The 25,442-nt window shown below is 63.5% G+C and carries 24 protein-coding genes and 1 pseudogene; 15 read left to right on the top strand and 10 right to left on the bottom strand.

Annotation, left to right across the window (positions count from 1 at the left end; all coding sequences use genetic code 11):
- Both cobN and J0L98_RS15745 read right to left on the bottom strand, forming a co-directional pair.
- A partial coding sequence (cobN, locus tag J0L98_RS15740; protein WP_296412741.1) for a cobaltochelatase subunit CobN occupies window positions 1-3,690 on the bottom strand: 3,690 nt, incomplete at its 3' end.
- Window positions 3,690-5,975: a TonB-dependent hemoglobin/transferrin/lactoferrin family receptor gene (locus J0L98_RS15745; RefSeq protein WP_296412742.1), complete on the bottom strand. Its 2,286-nt coding sequence runs from the start codon at window positions 5,973-5,975 to the stop codon at window positions 3,690-3,692. The genes cobN and J0L98_RS15745, both read right to left, overlap by 1 nt.
- Window positions 5,976-6,326: 351 nt before the next feature.
- On the opposite strand from J0L98_RS15745, the gene rpsD reads away from it, so the two are divergent.
- The 11 genes and pseudogenes from rpsD to J0L98_RS15800 all read left to right on the top strand — a co-directional run bounded on the left by rpsD (window position 6,327) and on the right by J0L98_RS15800 (window position 13,779).
- Window positions 6,327-6,938: a 30S ribosomal protein S4 gene (gene rpsD / locus J0L98_RS15750; protein WP_296412743.1), complete on the top strand. Its 612-nt coding sequence runs from the start codon at window positions 6,327-6,329 to the stop codon at window positions 6,936-6,938.
- Window positions 6,935-7,234, top strand: a complete 300-nt coding sequence (locus tag J0L98_RS15755; RefSeq protein WP_296412744.1) for a hypothetical protein — start codon at window positions 6,935-6,937, stop codon at window positions 7,232-7,234. The genes rpsD and J0L98_RS15755 overlap by 4 nt, the downstream gene beginning before the upstream one ends.
- 454 nt (window positions 7,235-7,688) lie before the next feature.
- Window positions 7,689-9,110 (top strand): cytochrome-c oxidase, cbb3-type subunit I, encoded by a 1,422-nt coding sequence (gene ccoN, locus J0L98_RS15760; protein ID WP_296404984.1) that lies wholly within the window; start codon window positions 7,689-7,691, stop codon window positions 9,108-9,110.
- Between the two features lie 18 nt (window positions 9,111-9,128).
- Window positions 9,129-9,740: pseudogene (gene ccoO, locus J0L98_RS15765) on the top strand (cytochrome-c oxidase, cbb3-type subunit II); the annotation flags it as partial.
- Window positions 9,741-9,824: 84 nt separating this feature from the next.
- Window positions 9,825-10,112 carry an OmpA family protein gene (locus J0L98_RS15770; protein ID WP_296412764.1) on the top strand — a complete coding sequence of 96 codons (288 nt, stop codon included), beginning with the start codon at window positions 9,825-9,827 and terminating at the stop codon, window positions 10,110-10,112.
- A gap of 43 nt (window positions 10,113-10,155) precedes the next feature.
- Window positions 10,156-10,347 carry a cbb3-type cytochrome c oxidase subunit 3 gene (locus J0L98_RS15775; protein WP_296412745.1) on the top strand — a complete coding sequence of 64 codons (192 nt, stop codon included), beginning with the start codon at window positions 10,156-10,158 and terminating at the stop codon, window positions 10,345-10,347.
- Entirely contained in the window at window positions 10,340-11,260 is a 921-nt protein-coding gene (gene ccoP, locus J0L98_RS15780; protein WP_296412747.1) for a cytochrome-c oxidase, cbb3-type subunit III, read from the top strand. Before J0L98_RS15775 ends, ccoP begins: the two co-directional genes overlap by 8 nt.
- A gap of 99 nt (window positions 11,261-11,359) precedes the next feature.
- Entirely contained in the window at window positions 11,360-12,799 is a 1,440-nt protein-coding gene (ccoG, locus tag J0L98_RS15785) for a cytochrome c oxidase accessory protein CcoG (RefSeq protein WP_296412748.1), read from the top strand.
- A gap of 12 nt (window positions 12,800-12,811) precedes the next feature.
- A complete protein-coding gene (locus tag J0L98_RS15790) occupies window positions 12,812-13,345 on the top strand; it encodes a FixH family protein (protein WP_296412749.1) in 534 nt (177 codons plus the stop codon).
- 13 nt (window positions 13,346-13,358) lie between these two features.
- Window positions 13,359-13,499, top strand: a complete 141-nt coding sequence (locus J0L98_RS15795) for a DUF3149 domain-containing protein (protein ID WP_296412750.1) — start codon at window positions 13,359-13,361, stop codon at window positions 13,497-13,499.
- 37 nt (window positions 13,500-13,536) lie between these two features.
- Window positions 13,537-13,779: a hypothetical protein gene (locus J0L98_RS15800; protein ID WP_296412751.1), complete on the top strand. Its 243-nt coding sequence runs from the start codon at window positions 13,537-13,539 to the stop codon at window positions 13,777-13,779.
- A 91-nt stretch (window positions 13,780-13,870) separates the two neighbouring features.
- On the opposite strand, the gene J0L98_RS15805 is transcribed toward J0L98_RS15800, so the two are convergent.
- On the bottom strand, window positions 13,871-14,314 hold the full coding sequence (locus J0L98_RS15805; RefSeq protein ID WP_296412752.1) for a universal stress protein: 444 nt from the start codon (window positions 14,312-14,314) through the stop codon (window positions 13,871-13,873).
- 215 nt (window positions 14,315-14,529) lie between these two features.
- On the opposite strand from J0L98_RS15805, the gene J0L98_RS15810 reads away from it, so the two are divergent.
- Window positions 14,530-16,215, top strand: a complete 1,686-nt coding sequence (locus tag J0L98_RS15810) for an alpha/beta fold hydrolase (RefSeq protein WP_296412765.1) — start codon at window positions 14,530-14,532, stop codon at window positions 16,213-16,215.
- 113 nt (window positions 16,216-16,328) lie between these two features.
- Here J0L98_RS15810 and J0L98_RS15815 read toward each other — a convergent pair whose 3' ends face one another.
- Complete coding sequence (locus J0L98_RS15815; protein WP_296412754.1) at window positions 16,329-16,850, bottom strand: DNA-deoxyinosine glycosylase; 522 nt, start codon at window positions 16,848-16,850, stop codon at window positions 16,329-16,331.
- Window positions 16,851-16,971: 121 nt separating this feature from the next.
- Here J0L98_RS15815 and J0L98_RS15820 point away from each other — a divergent pair, with 121 nt between their 5' ends.
- Window positions 16,972-18,126, top strand: a complete 1,155-nt coding sequence (locus J0L98_RS15820; protein WP_296412755.1) for an HD domain-containing phosphohydrolase — start codon at window positions 16,972-16,974, stop codon at window positions 18,124-18,126.
- Between the two features lie 124 nt (window positions 18,127-18,250).
- Here J0L98_RS15820 and J0L98_RS15825 read toward each other — a convergent pair whose 3' ends face one another.
- Entirely contained in the window at window positions 18,251-19,108 is an 858-nt protein-coding gene (locus tag J0L98_RS15825) for a pirin family protein (protein ID WP_296412756.1), read from the bottom strand.
- Window positions 19,109-19,122: 14 nt separating this feature from the next.
- Window positions 19,123-19,725 carry an NAD(P)H-dependent oxidoreductase gene (locus J0L98_RS15830; RefSeq protein WP_296412757.1) on the bottom strand — a complete coding sequence of 201 codons (603 nt, stop codon included), beginning with the start codon at window positions 19,723-19,725 and terminating at the stop codon, window positions 19,123-19,125.
- 96 nt (window positions 19,726-19,821) lie between these two features.
- On the opposite strand from J0L98_RS15830, the gene J0L98_RS15835 reads away from it, so the two are divergent.
- On the top strand, window positions 19,822-20,751 hold the full coding sequence (locus tag J0L98_RS15835; protein ID WP_296412758.1) for a LysR family transcriptional regulator: 930 nt from the start codon (window positions 19,822-19,824) through the stop codon (window positions 20,749-20,751).
- Here the strand turns inward: J0L98_RS15835 and J0L98_RS15840 are convergent.
- The 4 genes from J0L98_RS15840 to J0L98_RS15855 all read right to left on the bottom strand — a co-directional run bounded on the left by J0L98_RS15840 (window position 20,713) and on the right by J0L98_RS15855 (window position 24,397).
- Window positions 20,713-21,741 carry an amino acid ABC transporter permease gene (locus tag J0L98_RS15840; RefSeq protein WP_296412759.1) on the bottom strand — a complete coding sequence of 343 codons (1,029 nt, stop codon included), beginning with the start codon at window positions 21,739-21,741 and terminating at the stop codon, window positions 20,713-20,715. The genes J0L98_RS15835 and J0L98_RS15840 overlap by 39 nt on opposite strands.
- A complete protein-coding gene (locus J0L98_RS15845; RefSeq protein ID WP_296412760.1) occupies window positions 21,738-22,691 on the bottom strand; it encodes an ABC transporter permease subunit in 954 nt (317 codons plus the stop codon). The genes J0L98_RS15840 and J0L98_RS15845 overlap by 4 nt, the downstream gene beginning before the upstream one ends.
- A gap of 3 nt (window positions 22,692-22,694) precedes the next feature.
- Window positions 22,695-23,726 carry an amino acid ABC transporter substrate-binding protein gene (locus tag J0L98_RS15850; RefSeq protein WP_296412761.1) on the bottom strand — a complete coding sequence of 344 codons (1,032 nt, stop codon included), beginning with the start codon at window positions 23,724-23,726 and terminating at the stop codon, window positions 22,695-22,697.
- A gap of 89 nt (window positions 23,727-23,815) precedes the next feature.
- Window positions 23,816-24,397 (bottom strand): DUF87 domain-containing protein, encoded by a 582-nt coding sequence (locus tag J0L98_RS15855; protein ID WP_296412762.1) that lies wholly within the window; start codon window positions 24,395-24,397, stop codon window positions 23,816-23,818.
- Between the two features lie 273 nt (window positions 24,398-24,670).
- On the opposite strand from J0L98_RS15855, the gene J0L98_RS15860 reads away from it, so the two are divergent.
- On the top strand, window positions 24,671-25,442 hold a 772-nt coding region (locus J0L98_RS15860; protein ID WP_296412763.1), incomplete at its 3' end, for a mechanosensitive ion channel domain-containing protein.

Raw genomic sequence — 25,442 nt, forward strand, 5'->3', positions numbered from 1 at the left:
GATAGTCAACCGGCCGGCGCGGCGCCGACTGGCGAGTGGCTCAATCTCGAAGATCTGGCCGAGGTGGAAATCAGCTCGGAAGACGCCGCCCATCCCATCGAGTCTGCCCTGGCACCTGGCGAGGGCATGGGGGTTCTGGCGCTCGAACCAGTCTTTCAGGCCTAACCTGTGCTTGTCGCGCACATAGACGTCGACAAACTCCTGCCACTGATCGTCGCGCACGATCTCCCGGGCTACCGACTGCCAGCCCGAGAAGTTGTTGATGCCATCAAGCACCTGCAAGGTACCGGCGTAGCCCTCCTTCATCAGGCCCTGGATGTAGCCGGGGTGGAAGTTGCGGGTGGCCAGCTCCTTGGCCAGGAAGCCGGCGGCGCCCTCCACCTTGCCGCTGCCTTGGCCGCGCAGGTTGGAGATGTAGAGCTCCGGCGCCTTGCCGTCCAGGTGGCGAACGGCGAGGGCGATGCCGCCCAGGTACTGGAAGGGGTCGTCGGTGGTGAGCATGCCGTAGAGGTTGGAGGTGCGGGACAGCACCGCGCCTTCGGTGCCCTTTAGGTGGGCGGCGTAGAGGTTCTCGCCACCGGCTCCGGGCCGGCCCCATTGGCTTTCGTCGGGGCCGTAGCCGAACTGCATGCGTGAAAGGTACAGGCGGGCGAGCTTGCGGTCGCCCTCGGCCTTGCCCTTCCAGGTGTCCGTGGCCAGGGCTGCGTCGTCCAGGCCGGTGCCGTAGCGGCCCGACTCGGAGGAGAAGATGCGGGTTTGGGCGGCGTTGGTGGCCTGAGCTTCAGTCCAGCCCCGGGCGCGCAGGGACGCGGCGATGCGGCGGGTGTTGGCGGCGACGGGGTTGTCGGCCTCGTCGGCTTCGGCGGCCAGCTTGGCGGCCTTGGCGAGCAGGCGCATCACGTTGGGGAAGTGGTCGCGATACAGGCCGGTGGCAGAGAGCACCACGTCCACCCGGGGGCGACCAAGGGTGTCCCGGGGAACGAGCCTGACGTCTTCGACCCGCCCGCCGGCATCCCACACCGGCTCTACACCCATCGCCCACAGGGCCTGGGCTTCGAGCAGGCCGAAGTGGCGCATGGTTTCCACCGACCAGAGCGTGAAGGTGAGCTTCTGCGGTGCTTTGCCGGCCTTGCCGCGATGGGTAGCGAGGAGCTGGTCGAAGGCTTCACGGCCGGCGGCCCAGGCGGCCTGGGTGGGCACGCGGGAGGGGTCGAATCCGTAGAGGTTGCGGCCGGTGGGCAGGGCGTCGGGGTTCTTGATTGGGTCGCCACCGTAGCTGGTGGGGATGTGGCGCCCCTCCAGGCCGGCCAGCAGCGCGCTGATCTCGGGGCTGGCGTCGAGGGCAGCGTACCACTTGCGGGCCCGTTCGGCGGCGGCGCGGGCCTTGGGGGGCAGTGAGGATAGCTCGGCCGCGTCCTGCAGGATGGCTTTCAGGCGCCGGTAGGGGGTGGAATCCTTCAGCCGGGTGTAGTCGCCCACGAGGAGCTCGTCGGCCTCTTCATCCGGGCCGGCGACGCCCTCCCAGAAATCCTTGCCGACCATCATCAGGACGGTGGCGATGCGGCCTTCTTCGCCGGCGCCCTGGCCGAAGGTGTGCAGGCCCAGGGGTTGGGCGGTGCGGGCCAGTTCGTGGAGGTGATCGTGCACGGCGCTGACAAAGGCGGAGAAGTCCTTGCGGATATGCTCGTCGGTCCAGCCGAGATCCCGGTCTATGTGTTCCTTGCGCGCTGCGGCAAGGAACTGGGCGCGGATCTTGTCCTTCACCGCGCCGTCGTCCTGGGCCAGCCAGGCGTGGAGCTGGTCATGGATGGCAGTGAGGGCGGCATGCAGGCCGGCGGGAGTGAAGGGGGGTGTCTGGTGGCTGATGATGGTGGCCCGGCCGCGGCGCTTGGCCTGGGTGGCTTCACCGATGTTATCCACGATGTAGGGGTAGAGCACCGGCACGTCGCCGACGGCGAGCATGGGGAAGTCGCTCACCGACAGGCCGCGTTCCTTCCCGGGCAGCCACTCCTGGCTGCCGTGGGTGCCGAAGTGGATCAGCGCGTCGCTCAGGGCCTGCTCCCGGGCCCACAGGTAGGCGGCCATATAGAAGTGGGAGGGGGCGGCGCTGGTGGAGTGGTAAAGGGCCTTTTCCTTGTCTTCCCAACGTTCTCCCCGGGGCGGCTGGGGCAGCAGGGCCAGGTGGCCGAGGCGCAGGCGCGGAATGACGAAGCCGGGCTGGCCCCGATGGACAACGATCATGGATGAGCGCTCGGGCCCGCCCCAGCGCTCGTGTAGCTGCTTGCGCACGCTGTCGGGCTGGCCGGCGAGCCAGCGCCGGTAGGTGGCGAGGGGCAGGTGTTCGGCCAGATCGTCCCGGAGCAGGGATTCGAGGGCACTGTTGTCGCCTGCAGGCTGGTAGTAGGGGGCGAGAAGGCGCTGAAGTGTCAGGGTGAGCTCGGTCTCACCCGGGGTCTCGGTGGTGTAGCCGTGGGCCTTGAGGGCGGCGAGGCTGGCTACCAGGCTGCGCGGCAGGTTCATGAAGGAGGCGGAGAGGTTCTTTTCGCCCGGGGGGTAGTTCCAGAAGAACAGGGTGAGGTGCTTGTCCTTGTTGGCCCGGGTCTGCAGCCGGGCCAGGCGGAGTGCCTTGCCGACAACGGCATCGGCCTGGGCGGCGATGGGGGCGATCTGGTCGTCGGATTTGCGGGTGGCCGCGGCGATCTGGATGTCGGTGACGCCGGCGTACTCGGCCTGGGCCAGGTAGAAGGGTACGTCCATCAGGGCGACGCCCTGGGGGTCGGCGGCCCAGGTGGCTTCGTCGCCCTTGCGGTAGGGCATGGCCTGCACGACGGGAATGCCCAGGTCGGAAAATTCCGTCCGGCGCCCTTCCGGGTTGAGCATGATCTGGGTGTTGATCAGGGCATTTGCGAGTGTTCGGCCGTCGGCCCGCAGCATCCGCCGGACGGCGTCCGGGTCCATGACCGGGCTGTAGAAGGGCAGGGCCGTGGCGCCCGCCTTCTCGATGCGGCGGATCAGGTCGTCGATGAAGGCCGTCTGTTCGGCGGCGATGTACTGCTGATGAAGGGCGATGGCGATGACCGGTTTGCCGGGGATGGCGCCCTTCCAGCTCAGGTAGGCGGTGGGGGTGTTGAAGACGAGGCCGGGGTGGTCCGGGTGATAGACGCCGCTTTTGGGGAAGACGATGGGGTCCGGCAGGGCTGATACTGGCTTGCCGCCGAGATGGGCGGCGATGCTGGCGAGGAAGCCATCGATGTTGAGCCGTCCGCCGTTTACGTAGTAGGTGTGCAGGCGCCGGGCCAGCCCCTCGGGCAGGCCATGCCAGCGGGGCTGGCCTTCGTGGAGCCACAGGTGAGGCGTGCGCAGGCCCGGCAGCGCTGCCGTAAGCCGGCTCTCGACGAAGGCCTGGAGGTGATCCCGCGGGGTGTCAAAGAGCACCAGGTCGTAGCCCTGGAAGAGGGCGGGTCCCACGTCGGCGGACAGCTTCTCGGCAAAGCGGGCCTCCAGGGCAAGACCATGCCGCTTTGCCACGTCGGCCATTTTGACGAACTTGCCCGGCTGGACCGGGGAGGTGCTGATGATCAGGATCCGCCCGGCCGCCGCCGGCCCGCTTCCGGTGAGAAGAAGCAGACACAGGAGGGGCAGGGCCAGCATGGCGAGGAGGCGCCGGGGCAGCCTGGCGAAGCGATGCATCAGAAGTCCACCTGCAGGGCAGCGCTCAGGTTGCGGCCGGGCTGAGTGTAGAAAGCCGGACCGGCGTCGGTGGTGGCAAGGGCGACCTGGCGGACATCGCTCCATACCCAGTACTTCTTGTCGAAGAGGTTGTTGAGGGCAAGGTTGACGCGGGCCTTGGGGTGTATCTGCATGCTGGCGCTGAAATCCACGATGGCGTAGCCCGGGGTGCGGAAGTAATCCACTTCGCTGGTGTCGATGCGGTCCTTCTTGAGGGCAGCGCGCAGACGTGCATCCAGGGCAACCGGGCGGCTGGCCAGGCTGCCGTCCCAACCCAGGTTGAGGTAGAGGCGGGCCGGGTCGACGGTGTTGAGGGGCTGGTCGGCCGAGGTAACGTCGGCCTGGGACCAGGCCAGCGCGGTGGCGGTGCGGAAGCCGGCGGGCAGCGCCCAGTTGCCACGCACCTCCATGCCCTGGATGCGGACGCTGGCGAGGTTGATGGACTGATACACCGAGCGCACGGCGTTGCCCAGGCAGGCCGGGCTGCTGGCGCTGCTCGGGGTCGAGCAGATCAGCTCGTTGCTGATGAAGTTGCTGTACTTGTTGTGGAAGGCCGCGAGCTGCATGTCGCCACCCGCCAGCTTGAAGCGGGTCCCGATCTCGATGCCGGTACTGGTCTCGGGCTTCAGGTTGGGGTTGGGCAGGCTGGCGTAGTTCTGGGCAGCGTTGTAGAAGAGGCCATTGACCTCTTCGTAGTTGGGGGCCCGGAAGCCGCGCACCACCTGGCCATAAAAGGAGAGGGCCGGGCCGTGGCGCCAGATGGCGGCGAGCTTGGGCGATACGGCGGAGTGATCCTGCCCGGTAGCACTGAAGGTCTGATTGCCGATTTTTTTGGAGAGGCCGTCGGGACGTAGCTTGACCGAGTCGAGGCGCAGGCCCGGGGTGACCGTGAGGCGGTCTATGCGGATTTCGTCCTGGGCAAACAGGCCGAGCGTGCTTGATTCGCCGGGTGCAAAGTCGCGCAGGGGATAGGTGTCACCGGCCAGGGACTTGCTGACGGTGCCGGTGGTCTGGTTGGTGATGACGTAGTCCCGCAGTTCGTCCAGCTCGTGGCGGCGCCAGTCGGTGCCCAGGGTGAAGAAGTGGTCCAGCATGCCGGTGCGCAGCCCTTTCTCGATCTGCACGCCCGCGCCGGTGCTCTCCTGACGGAAGTGGAAGTGCATGTCCACTAGGCAGTTGTTGGTGCCACGGCTGGTGCCCGAGCAGCCCGCAGTCGTGCCTGTGCGTTGCTGCAGGGTGGTGTCGTGGTTCGCGGCGCTCTGGTGGTGGACGGCGAGCAGCAGGCGGTCCACCAGACCGTCGTTGGGTTTCCATTCCCAATCGACCGAGATGCGCTCGCGACGAGCATCTTCGCTACCGGTGGCGCCGCTGACCCGGGGCAGCGAGGTGGCCAGGCGGAGCAGGGAGGCGTCGGCGTGCTGGGTGCGGTCTTCGTAGGCAAAGCGGATCTGATGCCCCCTGGCGGGTTTCACGATCAGCTTGGCCAGGGTGCCCCGGGAGCGGGTGTCCTGGGGGTTGGGCTGCTCCCGCCCGACGCTGGTGCCGCCCACTTCGCCCCGGTTGTCGAGTTCCTCACCGTTGCGGCGGGTGAGTGCCACGAGGCCTTCGACCATCTCGTTGCGGCCCGCGAAGTAGAGGGTGTTCTGGAGGCTGCTGTCGGCGCCGCGCCAGGTGCCTTTGTAACGGACGGCGCTGTTGCGCTGGCCAAGGATATCGGCCGGGTCCAGGGTCAAGTAGCTCACCACGCCACCCAGAGCGTCGGAGCCATACAGGCTGGAGGCTGGTCCGCGCAGCACCTCGACGCGTTTCAGAAAGTCCATCTCGGGGCTGTCCGAGCTTGCCGTGGTGGCGTTGGATGGCCCGCCGCCGCTGTAGAAGTCGGGCATGCGCACGCCATCCACCTGTTGCAGTACCCGGTTGCCCTCGATACCCCGGATGTTGACCGAGCTGGCGCCAAAGCGGCGCAGATCGCGGGCGACGGCCAGGTCCGGTTCGTCGGCGAAGAGGCTGGTCTCGTCGTGGGGAATGCGTCTGTCCATGCTCTGCCGGTCCACGGTGGTGATGGTGGCGGGCACGGCGTCGACCAGGGCTTCGCTGCGGGTGGCCGAGACGACAACCCGATCAAGGGTAGGGGGGCCTCCCTCGCCGTTCGCATGGGCGAGGGAGGGGCTTCCGGCAAGCGCTGCACTGATGAGAAGGGGAAGGGGATGCTTTCCGGAACGGAAAGCGAGGTGGGACTTGGGCACGGCAGAAATCTCCAGACGTTGAGGGCATCTGGCTAGCTGGCGTGCGGGTTTCCCGTGGTGGCTGGCTTGACGCTTTTCAGGGCGGTGAAGGCAGGCAGAGCTGCCGGAAGCGTCAATCTAACGAAATTAATTTATAAATGCAAATCATTATCGTTTACATTTTCCGTGCCCGACCTTAGTATTCAGTGCGGTTTCCCTGTTTCCGGAGTCCATCCATGCGCTCGATGCTATTCAACGTTTGTGTCCTCGGTCTCCTGCTGACGGGGTTTCTCGTGGCCGGCCCCTTCTGAGGCCGGTACGTCACCATCTACCGATTCGTCTTCTACCTGCAAGAAAAGGAAACTCCCGTCGATGTCACGCTATACCGGCCCCCGTCTGAAGGTCATCCGCGCCCTGGGATGCGAACTGCCAGGCCTGTCCCGCAAGTCCGTTGGAGAGCGGGATTACCCGCCTGGTCAGCATGGCATGCGCCCCCGGCGTAAGTCCGACTTCGGGGTCAAGCTGATGGAAAAGCAGAAGTTGCGCATGAACTATGGGCTCACCGAGAGCCAGCTCCAACGGCTTTTCCGTGAGGCCAAGGCATCCAGGGCGCCCACTGGCAACAAGCTTCTGGAGTTGCTCGAACGTCGCCTGGACAATGCCGTGTTTCGCGCCGGTTTTGCACCCACGGCCGTGGCGGCGCGCCAACTGGTGCGCCATCGCCATGTGCAGTTGAACGGTAGGCTGGTGAATATTCCGTCCATCCGCATCAGGGCAGGGGATACCATCACGCTTACCGACAGGGCGCGAAAGATGCCGATGGTGCTCGAGTGTGTCGAACAGCCATCGCTGGCTCGGCCGGAGTGGCTGAGTTGCAGCGAGAAGGAGTTCCGTGCCGCGGTGACCCGCCTTCCCGATGCGACGGAGGTGCCGTTTCCGGTGGATGTCCAGCACGTGGTTGAATATTACGCGGTGCGTATATGAGCCACGCCTGCAGATCCTGTGCCGAGGGGGACGATGAGCTGCTGCCCGAGTATGACTCGAGCCCCGAACTCGCCCTGGCCGCCTTGTTGACGCTGATGACGAGTTTTCCAGCCCGACGCAGTCCGGCGCTGGCCCGGTCCATACTGGCGCATCTGCGGGTTGTCAGTCAGGACGGACGGCTCGACGCCGTACTTAGGGTATGTGCGGACCAACTGATGTCCAACTGGGAGGCGTTTGAAGTCCTTTCCGTGGCCGGAACCGGGTCGCTGGCTGAATCGTTGCCAACCATCAACTGATAGGGCGCAGGTCTTTCGACTCGCCCGAGTACCGAATTGACGCCTGTCTCGCTCGTGATCACGGGCCAGACAGGCTTTTTTCACATTCGGTGATCGGAATTTTTGATGGATTCATATGGAATTATTTCGAGCGGCGTGAAGCCGAGTTCGAATGGTCCGTATGGCTGCCGTCTGGGCCACGCCGGATCTCGGCAAGCGCATATCCCGGTGGCTTTCGCGGAAAATCACATCAATTTACGGCACTTGACGAATACATCTCCGCCCGGAACTTCACCTGGTGTCGGTCCGTGGAGACCCTCACGCAGCAATGACTCCTGGGGATCCCGGGGCGCAGTCGAGTTGATCTGTGTCAAAATGTCGCCCTTATCGCGGCGTATCCTTCCGCGGAAGCCTGCCGACGGTCCGCCGTCTGCAGTCAGGGGGGTTTTAGTTTTCTTTTGATGAGGTGACTCACATGCAATCGCAGACTTACAACTATAAAGTCGTGCGGCAGTTCGCCATCATGACGGTGGTATGGGGCATCGTGGGCATGCTGGTCGGCGTTATCGTCGCAGCACAGCTCGTGTGGCCCGAATTGAACGTTGCCGAATGGCTGCACTTCGGACGGCTCCGCCCGCTCCACACCAATGCGGTTATCTTTGCGTTTGGTGGCTGTGCTCTTTTTGCCACGTCGTACTACTGTGTGCAGCGTACCTGTCACACCCGCTTGTTCGCCCCGGGCCTTGCTGCCTTCACCTTCTGGGGCTGGCAGTTGATCATCGTTCTTGCTGCGGTAACCCTGCCTCTGGGCTGGACCTCCGGCAAGGAATACGCCGAGCTCGAATGGCCGATCGACATCCTGATCACGCTTGTGTGGGTTTCCTACGCAATCGTTTTCTTCGGCACTGTCGGTACCCGCAAGACCACCCACATTTATGTGGCCAACTGGTTCTACGGTGCCTTCATCATTACGGTTGCCTTGCTGCACCTGGTGAATAGCGCCGAGATCCCGGTTTCCCTGGGCAAGTCCTACTCCGCCTATGCGGGCGTGCAGGACGCCATGATCCAATGGTGGTATGGCCACAATGCGGTGGGTTTCTTCCTGACCGCCGGCTTCCTGGGCATGATGTACTACTTTGTGCCGAAGCAGGCTGGCCGCCCGGTGTACTCCTACCGTCTGTCGGTGGTGCACTTCTGGGCGCTGATCTTCACCTACATGTGGGCGGGTCCGCACCACCTGCACTACACCGCACTGCCCGACTGGACCCAGTCCATCGGCATGGTGTTCTCCCTGATTCTGCTGGCTCCCTCCTGGGGTGGCATGATCAACGGGATCATGACCCTGTCCGGCGCCTGGCATAAGCTGCGCACCGACCCGATCCTGAAGTTCCTCATCACCTCCCTGTCTTTCTATGGCATGTCGACCTTTGAAGGTCCGATGATGTCCATCAAGACGGTCAATGCGCTGTCGCACTACACCGACTGGACCGTCGGCCACGTGCACTCCGGCGCCCTGGGCTGGGTTGCCATGGTGTCCATCGGCGCCATGTACTACCTGATCCCGCGCATGTACGGCAAGACCGAGATGTACTCGACCAAGCTGATCACCACCCACTTCTGGATCGCGACCATCGGCATCGTGCTGTATATCGCTTCCATGTGGATCTCCGGCGTGATGCAGGGCCTGATGTGGCGTGCCACCAACCCGGACGGCACCCTGACCTACTCCTTCGTCGAATCCGTGAAGGCCAGCTACCCGTTCTGGGCCATTCGTGTGCTCGGTGGCGTGCTGTTCCTGACCGGCATGCTGATCATGTTCTACAACATGATCAAGACGATTGCCGGTCAGAAGGCCTATGAAGCTCCGGTGCTGGCACCTGCCGGCGCCCACGCCTGATCGGGAGGAATAATAATCATGGCTCAATCGAATCACGACTTTATTGAACGCAAGGTTGGCTGGCTGATTGTCTTCACGCTGCTGACCGTGAGCATCGGTGGTCTGGTGGAAATCGTTCCGCTGTTCTTCCAGCATTCCACGACGACCCCGGTCGAAGGTCTCAAGCCCTACGATCCGGTCCGTCTGGTGGGGCGCGATGTGTACATCCGGGAAGGCTGTTTCAACTGCCACTCCCAGATGATCCGTCCGTTCCGTGCGGAAACCGAGCGTTATGGCCACTACTCCGTTGCCGGTGAGTATGTGTATGACCACCCCTTCCAGTGGGGCTCCAAGCGTACCGGTCCCGACCTGCATCGCGTTGGTGGCCGTTACTCGGATCAGTGGCATCGCATCCACCTGATCAACCCCCGCGACGTGGTGCCGGAGTCCAACATGCCGGCCTTCCCGTGGCTTGATCGTCCGGCCAAGTCGGACGACATCGAAGCCAAGATGAAGGCCCTGCGCAAGGTGGGTGTGCCTTACACCGACGAGGAAATCCAGGGTGCCCGCAAGGCGCTTGAGGGCAAGACCGAGTTGGATGCACTCGTTGCCTACCTGCAGGGTCTCGGCACTGCACTGCAGGCCGGTAAGGCTCCGTCTGCGGCTCCTGCAGCCGAAGCTGCCCCGGCTGCGGCGCCTGCCGCTGCCGAAGCCCTCGGCAAGGTCTTCTTCGAAGTGGGTTCCAGCACGTTGCCTGCCGATGCGGCCGCTGCGGTGGAAGCCACAGCCAAGTTCCTCAAGGACAAGGCTGACGCGAAGATCGATGTGACGGGCTACACCGACAAGACCGGCGACACGGAAAAGAACCTCGAACTCGCCAAGGAGCGTGCCAAGGCCGTTCGTGAAGCCCTGAAGGCTGCCGGTGTGGCGGAAGACAGGATCAACATGAAGCCGCCTGTCAGCATCACCGGTTCGGGCGACAATGCTGAAGCCCGCCGAGTGGAGCTCAATCCGGGTAGCTGATGGCTGTCTGGAAAGACCATTCTGAGAACGAAGGAGCGTGAACGTGGATATCAATGATGCGCGTACGGTGGTGACCGTCCTGGGCTTTGCGTGTTTCATCGGCATCAGCCTGTGGGCCTTCAGTGGCCGTGCGCGGAAGGGGTTCGACGAGGCAGCGCTCCTGCCGTTCAGCGAGGACGACTTGCCGGCTCCCGACGCGGGACGGCAAACCAAGGAAGGAAATAAAAATGGCTGACTTTGTTAGCGGTTTCTGGAATGCCTATGTGATGGTGCTGCTGTTCCTGAGCATCAGCTTCTGTGTGTTCGTGCTGGTCTCGAACACCACGAAGCGGACCTCCGGTCCGGTGGGCCTGCATGATCACGTCTGGGATGAGACCCTGCAGGAATACAACAATCCGCTGCCCCGCTGGTGGATGTACATGTTCTGGATCACGATCGTCTTCGCGATCGTCTACCTGTCCATGTACCCCGGCTTTGGCAACAACCAGGGCAAATTGGGGTGGTCCTCGGGTGGGCAATGGCAGGCTGAGCAAAAGGCAGCCGCCGAGAAATACGGCCCGATCTTCGCCAAGTTCCGCAGCATGGATCTCAATGCGGTCGCGGGCGACAAGGAAGCCAACGCCATGGGCCAGCGTCTGTTCCTGACCTACTGTGCCCAGTGCCACGGTGCTGACGCGAAGGGTGCCAAGGGCTTCCCCAACCTGACCGATGCCGACTGGCTGTACGGCGGCGAACCGGAAACCATCCGTACCACCGTGCTGGGTGGTCGCATGGGCATGATGCCGCCGTTCGGGCCGGCGCTGGGTGCTGACGGCACCAAGGATGTCGCCAACTACGTGCGCTCCCTGTCCGGTCTTGCCCACGACTCCCTGCGCGCCCAGCGTGGCAAGGAGCTCTTTGCTGCCAACTGCGTGGCCTGTCACGGTCCGGAAGCCAAGGGCACGCCCGCCCTCGGTGCCCCGAATCTGACCGACAAGACTTGGCTGTATGGTTCGTCGGAAGCCACCATCATCGAGACCGTGACGAACGGTCGCACCAACCAGATGCCGGCTTTCAAGGACTTCCTGGGCGAGGACAAGGTACACTTGCTCGCAGCTTATGTGATGAGCCTCTCCAAGGGCGCAGCACCGGCGGAAGAGAAGAAGTAAGCTTCTGAAGGAGTGGTTCTTGCTCCTGCAGACTGACTCCCCGGGCATGCCCCGGGGAGTTTTTGAACGGAAATATTAGAATATTATTATTTGGCAATCATGAGCCAGCCAGACACCCAGACCCCCAAGAGTGCTGAACCGAAGTCAAAGACTCCGGCAGAAGCTGAAGATACCCTCTACGCAGTCCGGCAAAAGGTGTATCCCCGCGCCGTCACAGGGCTGTTCGCCACCTGGCGCTGGATCCTCGTGTGGGCGACCCAGCTCATCTTCTACGGGCTGTGCTGGTTGCCCTGGGGAGATCGGCAGGCGGTCCTGCTGGATGTGGTGGAACGCAAGTTCTACATCTTCGGATGGGTGTTCTGGCCCCAGGATGTGTTCTTCCTGGCCATCCTGCTGATTATCAGTGCCTACTCTCTGTTCTTCTTCACGGCGGTTGCGGGGCGCCTGTGGTGTGGCTATGCCTGTCCGCAGACGGTCTATACCGAGATCTTCATGTGGGTTGAAGAGAAGATCGAGGGCAATCGCAGCCAGCGCATGAAGCTGGATGCTGCGCCCATGAGTGGCCGCAAGTTAGGCATCAAGGCTGCGAAATTTGGCGCCTGGGGTGCGATTTCGCTATGGACGGGCTTCACGCTGGTGGGTTACTTCACGCCAATCCGTGAATTGGTTAGCGAAGCCCTTACCTTCAGTTTTGGTCCGTGGGAGCTCTTCTGGATCTTCTTCTACGGCGGCTTCACCTACCTGTTCGCTGGCGTGATGCGTGAGCAGGTGTGCAAATACATGTGCCCCTACGCCCGCTTCCAGGGGGTCATGTTCGACCCGGATACGCTGGTCATCACCTACGATCCCGAGCGCGGCGAGCCCCGTGGTCCGCGCAAGAAGGGGCTGGATCCGAAGACCATTTCGAAGGGCGATTGTGTTGACTGCGGGATCTGTGTCCAAGTCTGCCCGACCGGTATCGACATTCGCAACGGAATGCAGTACGAGTGCATCGGATGCGCAGCCTGTATCGATGCCTGTGATCAGGTCATGGAAAAGATGAACTACCCGAAGGGACTCATCCGCTACACAACCGAGAACGCGATGAAGCGTCACTGGGGTATGAAGGAGATCATCGGGCACGTAATGCGGCCGCGGATCATGATTTACGCTGCTGTGCTTGTTGCAATCTGCAGTGCCTTCGTGTGGGGGCTGGCGACGCGTTCCAACTTGAGAGTGGATGTGATCAAGGACCGCTCGACCCTCAGCCGAGAAGTCGAAGGGGGCTTGATCGCCAACGTGTACAATCTCCAGGTCATGAACATGACCGAGAAGCCACGTCGTTTTGCCCTTTCGGCCAGCGGGCTCGACGGTGTCAAGATCACGCCGGCTGAACCGTTCGAGGTGGATGCCGCCGGGCTCAAAGCCGTCACGGTGGAAGTTGCCGTCCCGCCTGAGTCGGGCAAGCCTGGTTCGAACACGGTGTATATCGAAGTCAAGGCGCTCGATGATGAAACGGTCTCTGTTCGTGAAAAAACTGCATTCCTCATTCCACGATAGAGATCTGAGCCCATGAACATGTCCGCAACTGAAGCCAAGCGCAGCCCGACCCCCTGGTACAAGGAGCGGTGGACCTGGTTGCTGATGCTGATGCCCGCGACGGCAATCGTTGCGGGAGGCATCACCCTCTGGCTTGCCATCAAGTCTTTCGATGGGTTGGTGACGGACGATTACTACAAGCAGGGATTGGCCATCAATCAGACATTGGCCCGGGCGAACACCGCACAGGATATGGGGCTGCTTGCCCGAGTCCGTTTTACCGCGGAGTCCTTGCAGGTTGAATTGTCGGCAAAGGCGGGTATCGACCTGCCCCCCCGCCTGAGTGCGACCCTGGCTCACCCCACTCGCGGCGGGCTTGATCAGCAACTGGTGCTGGAGCGCAGAAATGGCGTCTACAGTGCCGCGATTCCCGAGGCGCTGAGCACTGCGCACTGGAAGGTTTTACTAGAAGACGAGTCTCGCAGCTGGCGGCTGTCAGGGACCGCATTCCTCCCCACAGAGACCGAGATCCGGATTGATTCAGCCGATCTCAAACCTGTAGATTGACAAGGAGGATGTCATGGCCTGGAAAGAGTTGTTCAGTACCGATATTGGGCTCCTGAGCCTGTTTACCATCGGTTTTGTCGTTGTGATGGGCGCGTACCTCTACCGGTTCGCGAAGACCCATATCGCAGAGGACGAAAGACGTTCGCATAGTTGAGGGTGTGGCCCTGTGCCTACCCTCTGGGAGTCGGAGCATGTTGAAACTGATTCAGGTCTTGTGGCCTTCATTTCTGGTGGCAGGGGTTGCCGAAATTGTTTTTTTCACGGTGATCGCCCCCCAGGAGCTATACCTGTTTGGGCAGCCGGTCTATTTTTCGCCCATTGCCACGTATTCCATCGGCTTCTTCGGATTCTGGCTCGTGTGTGCCGGATCAAGTCTGATGACGCTTTTCTTTCAGAGAACTTCCGCTGAAATCAATCAGAGCGCATCCGACTAGAAAGGTGACGCCGCCGGAGGGTACGGTGGCCCGCAAAAGCAAAAGGGCCTCGCTGCTGCGAGGCCCTTTTGTCTCTGCCTACTCTGTAGAGTCAGCGAAAGACCAGTACAGGCGTCTTGCTGTGAGTGAGTACTTTCTGGGTTTCGCTACCCAGAAGCAGCCCGCTCAGTCCCCGCCGACCGTGGGATGCCATGAAGATGAGATCGCACTGGTTGCGCTCGACAGCCTCGATGATGGCTTCGTAGGGGACTTCACTGACTTGGGTATCCACGGACGAGGACACGCCGGCCGCGTCTGCTACCGCTTGGGCCTTTGCCAGGATCCGCTCGGCCTCCAAGGCTGCTGCGCGGCTGAATTGCTCGGGGGTCGTGGGGTCAATCAGGGCGCCTTCCCCGTAGATCGGCATCGGGAAATCCGGTTGAGCGTAGAAAAACGTAACGCGGGCGCCGGCCTCGCTGGCGAAACTCACGGCGCGCGCGACCGTCGAATCGGATAGCGTGGAACCATCGGTGGGAACGAGAATGTTCTTGAACATCGTAGTGCTCCTGCGTGGGCCTGGATACACGCATTATAGGGTGCGCGCTCTTCTTGATCGGCTTGATGAATGTCAAGCGGGACGCACTCAGGCAGGCTCAGGATTCAACTCAAGGAATCCGATGTCAAAAATACGGACCCGAATCACGATCTTCAGGAGTGAGCATCATGACCCGTCACGGATTTGCGCCCCCCATCGATCTGGCCCGGAAGTCGATGCAGCAGTTCCACGATACGGTGGAGTCGTCCATTGACCCCCTTGGCATGGCCGCTCCGCTGCTTCATGCGCAGCTTGCCTGGGCTGCGCATCCCCAGGAGTTGACCGAAGCGATGGCGAAGGTGTCAGCCAGCTTGTGGGAGCTCCAATGGCATAGCTGGCGGCGCATGTTGGGCCTTCCCAGCCCAGACCCCGTCATTCCCCATGGTGACGATCCACGCTTCGCCGATCCGGTGTGGGTCGAATCGCCCACATGGGATGTCGCCAAGGAGTGGTATCTGTTATTCACTCACCACGTGCAGGACATGCTGTATGACACGCCGGGTCTTTCCCAGAAGGAGCGACGCCGTGCGGCCTTCTGGTGGCGCAACTGGCTGAATGCCGTCGCGCCGCCGAACTTCCTGTGGACCAACCCGGTCGCCATGCGCCTGGCGGTTGAGTCAAAGGGCGACAGTCTGGCGAGGGGCTTCCGCAATTTCCTGGCGGATGTGGAAGCCGGCAACGTGCGGATGACGGACCCGGATGACTTCAAGGTGGGAGAGAATCTGGCAACGACGCCCGGGAAGGTGGTTTTCCGCAACCGGCTGCTCGAGGTGATTCGCTATACACCCACGCGCGAACACGTTCACAGCACGCCCATCGTCATCGTCACCCCCTGGATCAATAAGTTCTACATCCTTGATCTCAATCCGAGGAAGAGCATGATCCGCTTCCTGCTTGATCAGGGGTTCGAGGTGTTCATCACAAGCTGGAAGAACCCCGGCGAGGAAATGCGTGATGTGCGCTTCGACGACTATCTTGTCGAGGGAGTTCAGGCCCTGGTGGATACGGCGCGGGGGGTGACGGGGGCAGCGAAGGTGCATGCGGTGGGCTACTGCATCGGCGGCACGGCGCTGAGCACCTATATGGCGTGGGCAAACCGCCATTTTACCGCCGAGGAGGTGCCCGTCGCACACTTCACCCTGTTTACCACCCTGGTGGACTTCCACAAGCCGGGCGACATCGAAGTCTTCGTTGATGAAGGCAGTATTCGCTTCATCACCCAGAACATGGAGCGGAAGGGCTACCTGGACGGCGCCGAGATGGCCTCGTCCTTCCGGCTCCTGCGCTCCAATAGCCTGATCTGGCATTACATTGTCCATGGCTGGCTGTATGGCGAGACGCCACCCCCCTTTGATGTGCTGTACTGGAACATGGACACCACCCGCATGCCCTGCGCCATGCATTCCTGGTATTTGCGCGAGCTGTATCTGCACAACCGGCTGATCGAGAAAGATGCCCTGACGGTCGCGGGTGAGCCCATCGACCTGGGAGCCGTTGTCCAGCCGGTCTACGCCGTCGCCGCGGAGGATGACCATATTGCGCCCTGGCGGCAGACCTTCCGCACCATGAACTATGTGGCCGGACCAAAGCGATTTGTCCTGTCCAGTTCGGGGCACATCCTGGGAATCGTCAATCCTCCGGTCAAACCTCCGAAACGCTCGTTCTGGGTGGCGCCTGCGCGGCGCAGCGATAGCGCCGAGGCATGGAGAAGCGTTGCGGTCGAGAATGCCGGTAGCTGGTGGGAGGACTGGATGGCTTGGCTCAAGCCCCAGGCGGGGGCAATGGTAGATGCGGCACCGCTCTCGAGTAAGGCCCATCCAGCCCTGGCCGATGCGCCGGGCACCTATGTACTGGAGCACTGAGAGCGCGACAGCAGATCCTACTGAGCGACCCGAGTTCATCCCTGTGATGCTTACTGTGCGCCTTGTACGGCCGCGCTTCCCGGTGCGAACGCAAACCACTCGCGACGATTTCTTTACACGCGCTGACGCGCCGGATCGTCGCCGCAAAGAATCTGCCACGCATCAAGGTGACGCTGGAGCGTGAAGCGGGCATTGGCGGGGCTGGTCGAGGGTAGTCGGCACAGACTGCACGACAGCGATGGCAACACCGGAATCACATGGCGGCGGAACGCGGTTTCCGCCGCCGTACCGTTGAAGAAGATACGTTGCACGCCGCGGTAGGTGGTCAGGAAGGTGGTGAAGTCATTGGGTGTGATGCTGGACGGAATGATGCTGCTGTCCAGGCTACCCTGCCGTTCACAGCTTTGCAGGACGTCCCACAGGGCGAAACCCGCTCCGGTCAGTTTCGAAAGGCGTTCGGGATAGGGAAGATCGGGGCCGGCGCCAATCAGCACGCCCAGAATTTTCCAGAAATGGTTTCTGGGGTTTGCATAGTACTCACCCGCGCGAAGCGAAGCGTCGCCCGGCATGCTGCCGAGAATGAGGGTGTGCGCATCGGGCGTCACGGCGGGTGGAAAGCTGTGTATCAGGGCCATGGATTTCTGGATGATGGGCGAATTGAACCGGGAGGGTCGCCGAAAGTGGTTTCTTTGGCTATAGAACAGGGACGACAGGCCGTTGTCTAACCGGACGACAATACGGAGGTGGAAGCAAGGCATGAAACAGCGCGCCCATGTGCTGATTGTGGATGATCAGGCCGACAACCTGCTGATCCTCGAGGACGTACTTTCCGAGTACTACGACGTGCATCCTGCCACCAGCGGGCCTGACGCCCTGAGCTATCTGGCGGGAGGGGGTGTTGCGGATATCATCCTGCTGGATGTGATGATGCCGGAGATCGACGGTTTTGAGGTCTGCCGGCGTCTCAAGTCATCTGAATCCACCCGCATGATTCCCGTGATGTTCCTGACGGGCCTGGATCGTCCCGAGGATGAGGAGTTGGGTTTTTCATTGGGTGCCGAGGACTTCATCCACAAGCCCATATCTCCCGCCGTTGTCATGGCCCGGGTTCGTACCCACCTCGCCCTGTCACGGGCCACCCGGGCACTGGAGCGGCGTAACGCCGACCTTGAGCTTCTGGTGGCCGAGCGGACCGCCGAGATCAGTGAGCAGTCGCGCCGCCTGGTGGCCAGCAAACAAGAAGTCATTGCAGCCCAGGCAGCCACCATCACGGCTTTCTGCGCACTGGCCGAGGCCCGCGACAATGAAACCGGGAACCACATCCGGCGTACCCAGCACTACGTGCGCATTCTTGCGGAAACGCTGCGAGATCACCCGCGTTTCCGAGCCGAGCTTGACGAGGAAGTCATCCAGCTACTGTTCAAGTCGGCTCCCCTCCACGATGTCGGCAAGGTGGCGACGCCGGACGCAATCCTTCTCAAGAAGGGCAAGCTCACCCCGGATGAGTGGGTGATCATGAAGCAGCACTGCGAGTACGGGCGCAACGCCATCCTTCAGGCCGAAAAAGCCCTGGGTGATTCGGCTGATGCGTCCTTCCTTCGCTACGCGGCCGAAATTGCCTATGGGCACCACGAACGCTGGGATGGCAGCGGATATCCCCTGGGTGTATCCGGGGACGCCATACCCCTTTCAGCCCGGCTCATGGCGGTGGCCGACGTGTACGACGCGCTGATCTCCCGCCGTGTTTACAAGCCACCCTTTCCCCATGAACAAGCCCTCGCCATGATCGTTGAGGAGCGGGGCAGCCACTTCGACCCCGACATTGTTGATGCCATGCTTCAGGTCGCTGGCGAGTTCGCGTCAATTGCCCGCAATTTCCGTGATGAGCCCGACCACGAATCCGTCGCCTGAGCGGGTGTGAAAAAGCTGTAGTGGGCGGTTCGAGTTCGCTCCGAAGGGGCAGGGCGAGCATCCCCGGGGAGAAGCCGGGCCGCGCAGTCGACTTATCCACCCGCTCTGAGTGGGTTGCAGGGGCTTACGCGGTCAGCCTGCCGTCCCGGTAATCCGCCAGCGCCTGTTCAATCTCTTCCCGGGTATTCATCACGAAGGGGCCGTACTGCACCACCGGCTCGCCGATGGGGCGCGCTGCCAGCAGCAGAAAGTGGCCCCCGTCCTCGCCGGCCTGCACCTCGATGCTGTCTCCGTCGGACAACACACCGGCCTGCCGATTTGTAAGGGTTCGCCCCTCGCCTGCGCCCACTTGCAGGCTGCCCGCATAGGGATAGAGGAAGGCGGAGTGCCCGTCGGCAACCGACTGGGTGAAGCGGGCACCGGCCTCCAGGCGCACATCCAGAAACAGCGTGGCGGTGCTCAGCCCCTGGATCGGGCCGTCGGCCGTCCGCCCGTCGGCTGTCTCGAGCCTGCCAGCCACCACCTTCACGCTGCCGCCATCGATCGTCACCTCGGGGATCTCCTCCGGCTGGATGTCCCGGTAGGCGGCGGGCTTCATCTTCTCCTTGGCCGGCAGATTGATCCAGAACTGGAAGCCATGCAGGCGGTCGCTCTCCTGCAGGGGCATCTCCGAGTGGATGATGCCCCGCCCCGCGGTCATCCATTGGGCGCCGCCACCCCGCAGGTGGCCCTTGTGACCCAGGTGATCCTCATGTTCGAAGTCACCGGCCAGCATGTAGGTCACCGTCTCGAAGCCCCGGTGCGGATGGGGCGGAAAGCCCGCGATGTAGTCGTCCGGATTGTCCGAGGCGAACTCGTCGAGCATCAGGAAGGGATCGAGCCGCAGCCCCTGGCTCTGGCCCAGGCTGCGCCGGAGCTTGATGCCGGCTCCGTCGGAGACGGGGATGGACGGGATGATCCGGGCGAGGCTGCGGGTGCTCATGGTGTTCTCCTTGTTCAGGCGGCGAGTTCGGCAAGCTTGCTGTGGGCGGCGGTGAGGGCGGCAGCCTTGCTCTCGTCGCCCATGTTCAGGCCTTCAGCGTAAACAAATTCCACGTCGGTGATGCCGATGAAGGCCAGGAAGTCACGCACGTAGGTGGTCTGACTGTCCTTCGGGGTGCCGGCGTACAGCCCGCCACGGGCGGCGAAGATGGTCACCTTCTTGCCCGTGAGCAGGCCTTCCGGGCCGGTGGCGGTGTAGCGGAAGGTCACGCCGGCGCGGGCGATGTGGTCGAACCAGGCTTTCAGGGTGGAGGGCACGCCGAAGTTGTACATGGGCAGGCCGATCACGATCTCGTCGGCCTGGCGCACTTCCTCGATCAGGGCATCGGAGTAGGCGACGACGGCCTGCTGCTCGGCGCTGCGCTCCTCGGGCTTGGCGAGGAAGGACAGGAAGCGGGCGGCGTCCAGGTGGGGTACCGGCTCGGCGCCCAGGTCGCGGCTGATGACTTTCAGCCCGGGGGTGGCGGCCAGGCGGGCGGCAACGAAGCGCTCGGCGAGCTGGCTGGACTGGCCTTGGGTGGAAAACAGGCTGGCGTTGATCTTGAGCAGGGTGGTCATGGTGGTTCTCCGTGTGGGGTGTCGATGGGTGTATTAAATGATTTACCGGAGGGATAAAAAAGACGAAGATTTTGCTTTTAATGATCTAAAAATTAGATGATCAAGTCTGTGCCCCATGTGTCCCTCGAGCAGTGGCGCGCCCTGATCGCGGTGGTCGAGGTGGGGGGCTACGCCCAGGCCGCCGAGGCCCTGCACAAGAGCCAGTCCGCCGTCACCTACGCGGTCCAGAAGATCGAATCGCAGCTGGGCGTCCAGGCCTTCGAGATCCAGGGCCGCAAGGCGGTGATCACCGCTACCGGTCGCATGCTCTACCGGCGGGCCCTGGCCCTGGTGGGCGAGGCGGGCGACCTGGAGCAGATGGCCCGCAAACTCTCCGCGGGTTGGGAGGCGGAGATCGGCCTGGCGGTGGAGATCCTCTTTCCCCCCGGGCTGCTGCTGGACTGTCTGGCGCGCTTTGGTGACGAGGCGCCGCGGACTCGTGTCGAGGTGATCGAATCCGTGATGGGCGGAACCGGCGAGGCCTTGCTTACCGGCAAGGCCGATCTGGCCGTGACGCCCCATGTCCCGCCGGGTTTCCTCGGGCGGCCGCTGATGCGGATGCGCCTGGTGGCCGCGGCCAGCCCGGCGCATCCCCTGCACGGCCTGGGGCGACCCCTGGGGGAGAAGGACCTGCGTGCCCATCGCCATCTGATGGTCCGGGAAACCGGCTCGACGCGCAGCTCCCGAAGCCTGACCATCGAGGTGGAGCAGCGCTGGACCTTCAGCAGCATGGCCATGTCCATTGCCGCTGCCGCGGCGGGCCATGGCTTTGCCTGGTATCCGGAAGCGCTGATCACCCGGGAGCTTGAGGATGGCCGGCTGCGCATCCTGCCCCTCCGTGGGGCCGAGGAGCGCTTCGTGGACATGTACCTGGTGTTTGCCGACCCGGAGATGTGCGGCCCCGGCGTGCGCCGCCTGGCAGAGATCGTCAGTGCCGCAGTGGGTGCGTCAGGCCTGGCCGAAACGCCGGCTGATCCGGGCCAGTAGGGCGCAGCCCAGCCAGTAGATGGCGGCGATGAAGAGCCAGGCTTCGAGGTAGAAGGGCCGCCATTGGGCATCGCCGGAGAGGGCCAGGCCAAGGGCGCCGGTCAGCTCGTAGAGGCTGACGATGGTGACCAGGGAGGTGTCCTTGAACAGGGCGATGGCGCTGTTGGCCAGGGACGGGGCCACGTTGCGCAGGACCTGGGGCAGCACGATCCAGCGTTGGGTCTGCCAGGGGCTGAAACCCAGGGCAGAAGCCGCATCGATCTGCCCGGCCGGAAAGGCCTGCAGGCCGCCGCGGATGATCTCCGACAGATAGGCCGCAGCGAACAGCACGATGGCGATGAGCACCCGCCACAGCATGTCCACCGCCACGCCCTGGGGAAAGAACAGGGGCAGCAGGAAGGAGGCGATGAACAGTGCAGCCACCAGCGGAATCCCCCGGGCCAGCTCCACATAGGCCGTGAGCAGGCCGCGCAGCAGGGGCAGGGACGAGCGGCGTCCATACGCCACGGCAATGCCGATGGGCAGCGCCCCGGCCATGCCCGCACCGGTGAGGAGCAGGGTCAGGGGCAGGCCGCCCCACAGCTCGGTGGGCACGCTGCCCAGGCCGGCAAAGCCGCCGGCCAGCAGGGGCAGGGCGAGCAGCGGGGCAAGCAGCAGCGCCAGGGGCAAGGCCCGGCCGCGCAGCCCACCATAGGCCGCGGCCAGCCAGCTGCCGGTGATCAGCCCGGCGGCGAGCAGGGGGCGCCAGGCTTCATCAGCGGGATAGCGGCCAAGGAGGATGAAGCGGGCCTTCTCGGCCACCACGCCCCAGCAAGCGCCGGCATGCTCGAGGGCTTCGCAGGCCACCACGTCGGGGGCAAAGCGGGCCTTCAACACCGCCCAGTCGAGCAGCGGTGGCAGGGCCAGCACGGCCGCAGCCAGTATGAGCAGGCTCAGGGTCGTGTTCAGGGCATCACCGAACAGGGTGCGGCGCAGGTGGGCCAGCCTCATGCCGGCGCTCCGCGCAGGCCGCGCCGTTCGAGCCCATGGCTGAGCGCTGCCGCCAGCAGCGACAGCAGCAGGTACACGGCGATCACCACGGCCAGACACTCGATGGCCCGGCCGGTCTGGTTGAGGCTGGTGCCGGCCACCGACACCAGATCCGGGTAGCCGATGGCCACCGCCAGGGAGGCGTTCTTGAACAGGTTGAGGAGCTGGCTGGTGACCGGGGGCAGGGCAGCCCGCCAGGCCTGGGGCAGCAGCACCAGCGTAAAGGCCTGGCGGGGTGTCATGCCCAGGGCGAGGGCCGACAGACGCTGCCCCGGCGGCAGGGCCTGCACCGCGCCGCGCAGGGTCTCGGCGATGTAAGCCGCTGCGTAAAGCGAAAGGCCGATGAGCATGGCCAGGTATTCAGGGGTCAGGCGGGCGCCACCGTCGATGCCGAAGCCGGCCGGCACCGGCACTTCCCAGCCGGCCTCGCCCCACCAGGGCAGGGCCAGCCCGGACTTGCTGAGGAACACTCCTGGCGCCAGGGGCAGGGCGGAGTCGGCCGCCGGCAGCAGATCGGTGAGAATGAAGTACCAGGCCAGCAGGTGCAGCAGCAGGGGCACATTGCGCACCCCGTTCACAAAGGCGGTGGCGAGCCCCCGCACCAGCGGGTTGTCGGCCAGCCGTCCGAAGCCCACGATCACGCCGATCAGCACCGCCAGCACCGCGCCCGGCAGGGCCACGCGCAGGGTGTTGAGCAGCCCGGCGGCGAAGGCCCGCAGGGTGCTGTCGCTGGCCTCGAAGGGCAGCAGGCTCTCGCCGAGGGCGAAACCGGCAGGCTCGAGCAGGAAGTCGAAGCCGCTGCGGATACCCCGCTCCTGGAGCCGGCTGGCGGTGGTGTCCACCAGCAGCCAGCCCAGCAGGGCGAGGCCGGCAAGGATCAGCGCCTGCCAGGCGATGCGGCGGCGGGTCATTGTTCAGCGCAGGGGCTGGGCGTACAGGATGCCGCCCTTGTTCCACTGGGCGTTGAGGCCCCGCGGCAGCTTCAGGGGCGAGTCGGCCCCCACGTTGCGGTTGAAGATCTCGCCGTAGTTGCCAACGGCCTTCACCGCCCGGGCGGCCCACTCCCGGTCCAGGCCCAGGCTCTTGCCCAGGTCTTCACCCACGCCGAGAAAGCGCTGCACGGCCGGATCGGGGGCGGCCTTCAGGCTGTCCACCCGGGCCTGGGTGATGCCCAGTTCCTCGGCCTCGATCAGCGCGTTGAGGGTCCATTTGACGATGGCGAACCACTCGTCGTCGCCCCGCCGCACGGCCGGGCCCAGGGGTTCCTTGGAGATGATCTCGGGCAGCACCAGGTAGTCGTCGGGCACCGGCGCTTCCTTGCTGCGGATGAAGGCGAGGGCCGAGGCGTCGGTGGTGTAGGCCTGGCAGCGGCCACTGAAGAAGGCCTTGATGGAGGCCTCGAACTTGTCGAAGACGACGGGCTTGAGCTTGATGCCCTGGGCCCGGGCGTAGTCGGCCAGGTTCTTCTCGGTGGTGGTGCCCGACTGCACGCACACTTCAGCGTTCTTCAGCTGCTTTGCGCTTGTCACCTTGAGCTTCTTCGGGATGAGAAATCCCTGGCCGTCGTAATAGCTGACCCCGGCGAAGTGCAGGCCCAGGGCGGCGTCGCGGGTCAGGCTCCAGGTGGTGTTGCGGGACAGGATGTCCACCTCGCCGGACTGGATGGCCGTGAAACGCTGCTGGGAACTGAGGGGGACCCAGCGCACCTTGTTCGGGTCGCCCAGCACGGCGGCGGCGATGGCCTTGCACACGTCCACGTCCAGCCCCTTCCACTGACCCTGGCTGTCGGCGGCGGAGAAGCCGATCACGCCGGTGCTGACGCCGCAGGCGATCTGGCCTTTGGCCTTGATGGCATCCAGGGTCTTGCCGGCGAGGGCGGGCGCGGAGGCGGTGAGGAGGGCCAGGATAAGGGCGCCGGCAAGGCGCCCGGGGTGGAGTCGGAGCATGGTGATGATCGCAGAAAGGCCGAAGCCCGACAGCTTATCGGGCTTCGGCCTTGTGGTGCAAAGCAGCACGGGCTGCCCCGGGCGTTGGCTCAACCGGCAGCGGAGGCCTTGGGCGGAGCCGTCCACCCGCCGCCCAGGGCGCGGATCAGGTTGACCGTCGAGCGTGCCCGCTCGCCATCCAGGCCCACGGCCAGGCGTTGCTGCTGCAGTACGCTGCGCTCCGCGTCGATGACGTTGAGGTAGCTTACGGCGCCCTCACGGTATTGCAGGCGGGCGATGCGGGCGGCATCCTGCCCCCACGACGCGAGTCCCTTCGCCCAGAACGCGGCCTGGGCCGCGGCAAACGTGTCGGGATCCTGTTGCGCCCGCGCCGCATCGTCTTCGTTGATCCACGGGCGGAACGCCGCCGCAGACAGATCGGGAAACGTCAGCAACAGGTTCCCGAGGTCTCCCTTCGGGTCAATCACGATCGACGGAATGCCATCGATCGCGGCTTCCTCCAGCATCGTGATTCCCAGGCCCGTCTTCCCGCTGCCGGTCATGCCAACGATCACCGCATGGGTGTTGAGATCCTTGGAGTCATACAGAACGGGATCGGTCCCACACTGGCCCGCTTCGATGTCATAGGAGCGCCCCATGTAAAAGACGCCGAGCTTTTCATAGTCGTACATGTTGGATGCCGCTGGAGAGTGAGTGAACGAATTGCTGACGGGTTCGGGAATGCGGTGACTGGCCGCCGCATCAGATCGCCACGGGCCGTTGGCCTGACCCGCACGAACAAGGGATAGACAGCCACCGGGCAATTGATCTAAAACTCCGCCCAGATTGGACTTGGTCTCGGATCAATGCGAACCCTACCGCAGGTCAGCTGCGTCGGGCAAGCCGATTCGAGAGAGATTTCGCAGCGGGCATTTGATGGGCCTGCGTCAGAAGGAGCATTTGCCATGGACGGCTTTCGGATCTTGGGTTTGGTGGCACTCGGTACGGATCAGCTGGCCAGCAATCTCGAGCTGGCGGTACCGACCCCCACGCCCCCCCCAGCCTCAGTCCCCGCAAACGGCAGCAAAATTCCCGCGAGTCTGTATATCGAGCCTCAAAATCAGATTAAGGACTGGTACGACACAATCAAGAACTTCATCACCGAGCAGGGAGTCAGTTTCGCCCTGAAGCTGCTTGCGGCAGTGGCGATTTTCTACTTTGGTCGCATGCTGGCCCGGATGGCGACCAAGCTTGTCTCCGAAGTGATGGAGCGAGTCGGAACTGATCCGATTCTGGTCAAGTTCGGGGCGAACCTGCTGTATAGCGCGTTGCTGATTACGATCGGGCTGGCCTCGCTGCAGATGCTCGGGGTTGATGTCACTTCGGTCACCGCGATGATCGCAGCTGCCGGCTTTGCTGTCGGTCTGGCTTTGCAGGGCTCGCTCGCGAACTTCGCAGCTGGGATCATGCTGATTGTGTTCAAGCCGTTCGGCGTCAGCGACGAGATCGAAGCGGGTGGACAGACCGGCAGCGTGGAAGAAGTCAATATCTTCAACACGATCCTGCGAACCAACGGCAATGTGAAGATCATCATCCCCAACGGACAGATCACGACCGGGACGATCAAGAACTTCACCGCTCAACGGATCCGCCTCATCGAGCTGAAGGTCGGGTGCGGTTACTGCGATGATCTGAAAGAGGTCAAAGCCTTCCTCGATAAGCTGGTTAGGAGCGATG

Origin of the sequence: Zoogloea sp., assembly GCF_017302315.1 — a bacterium.
In the GTDB taxonomy this organism is placed as follows: Bacteria; Pseudomonadota; Gammaproteobacteria; order Burkholderiales; family Rhodocyclaceae; genus Zoogloea.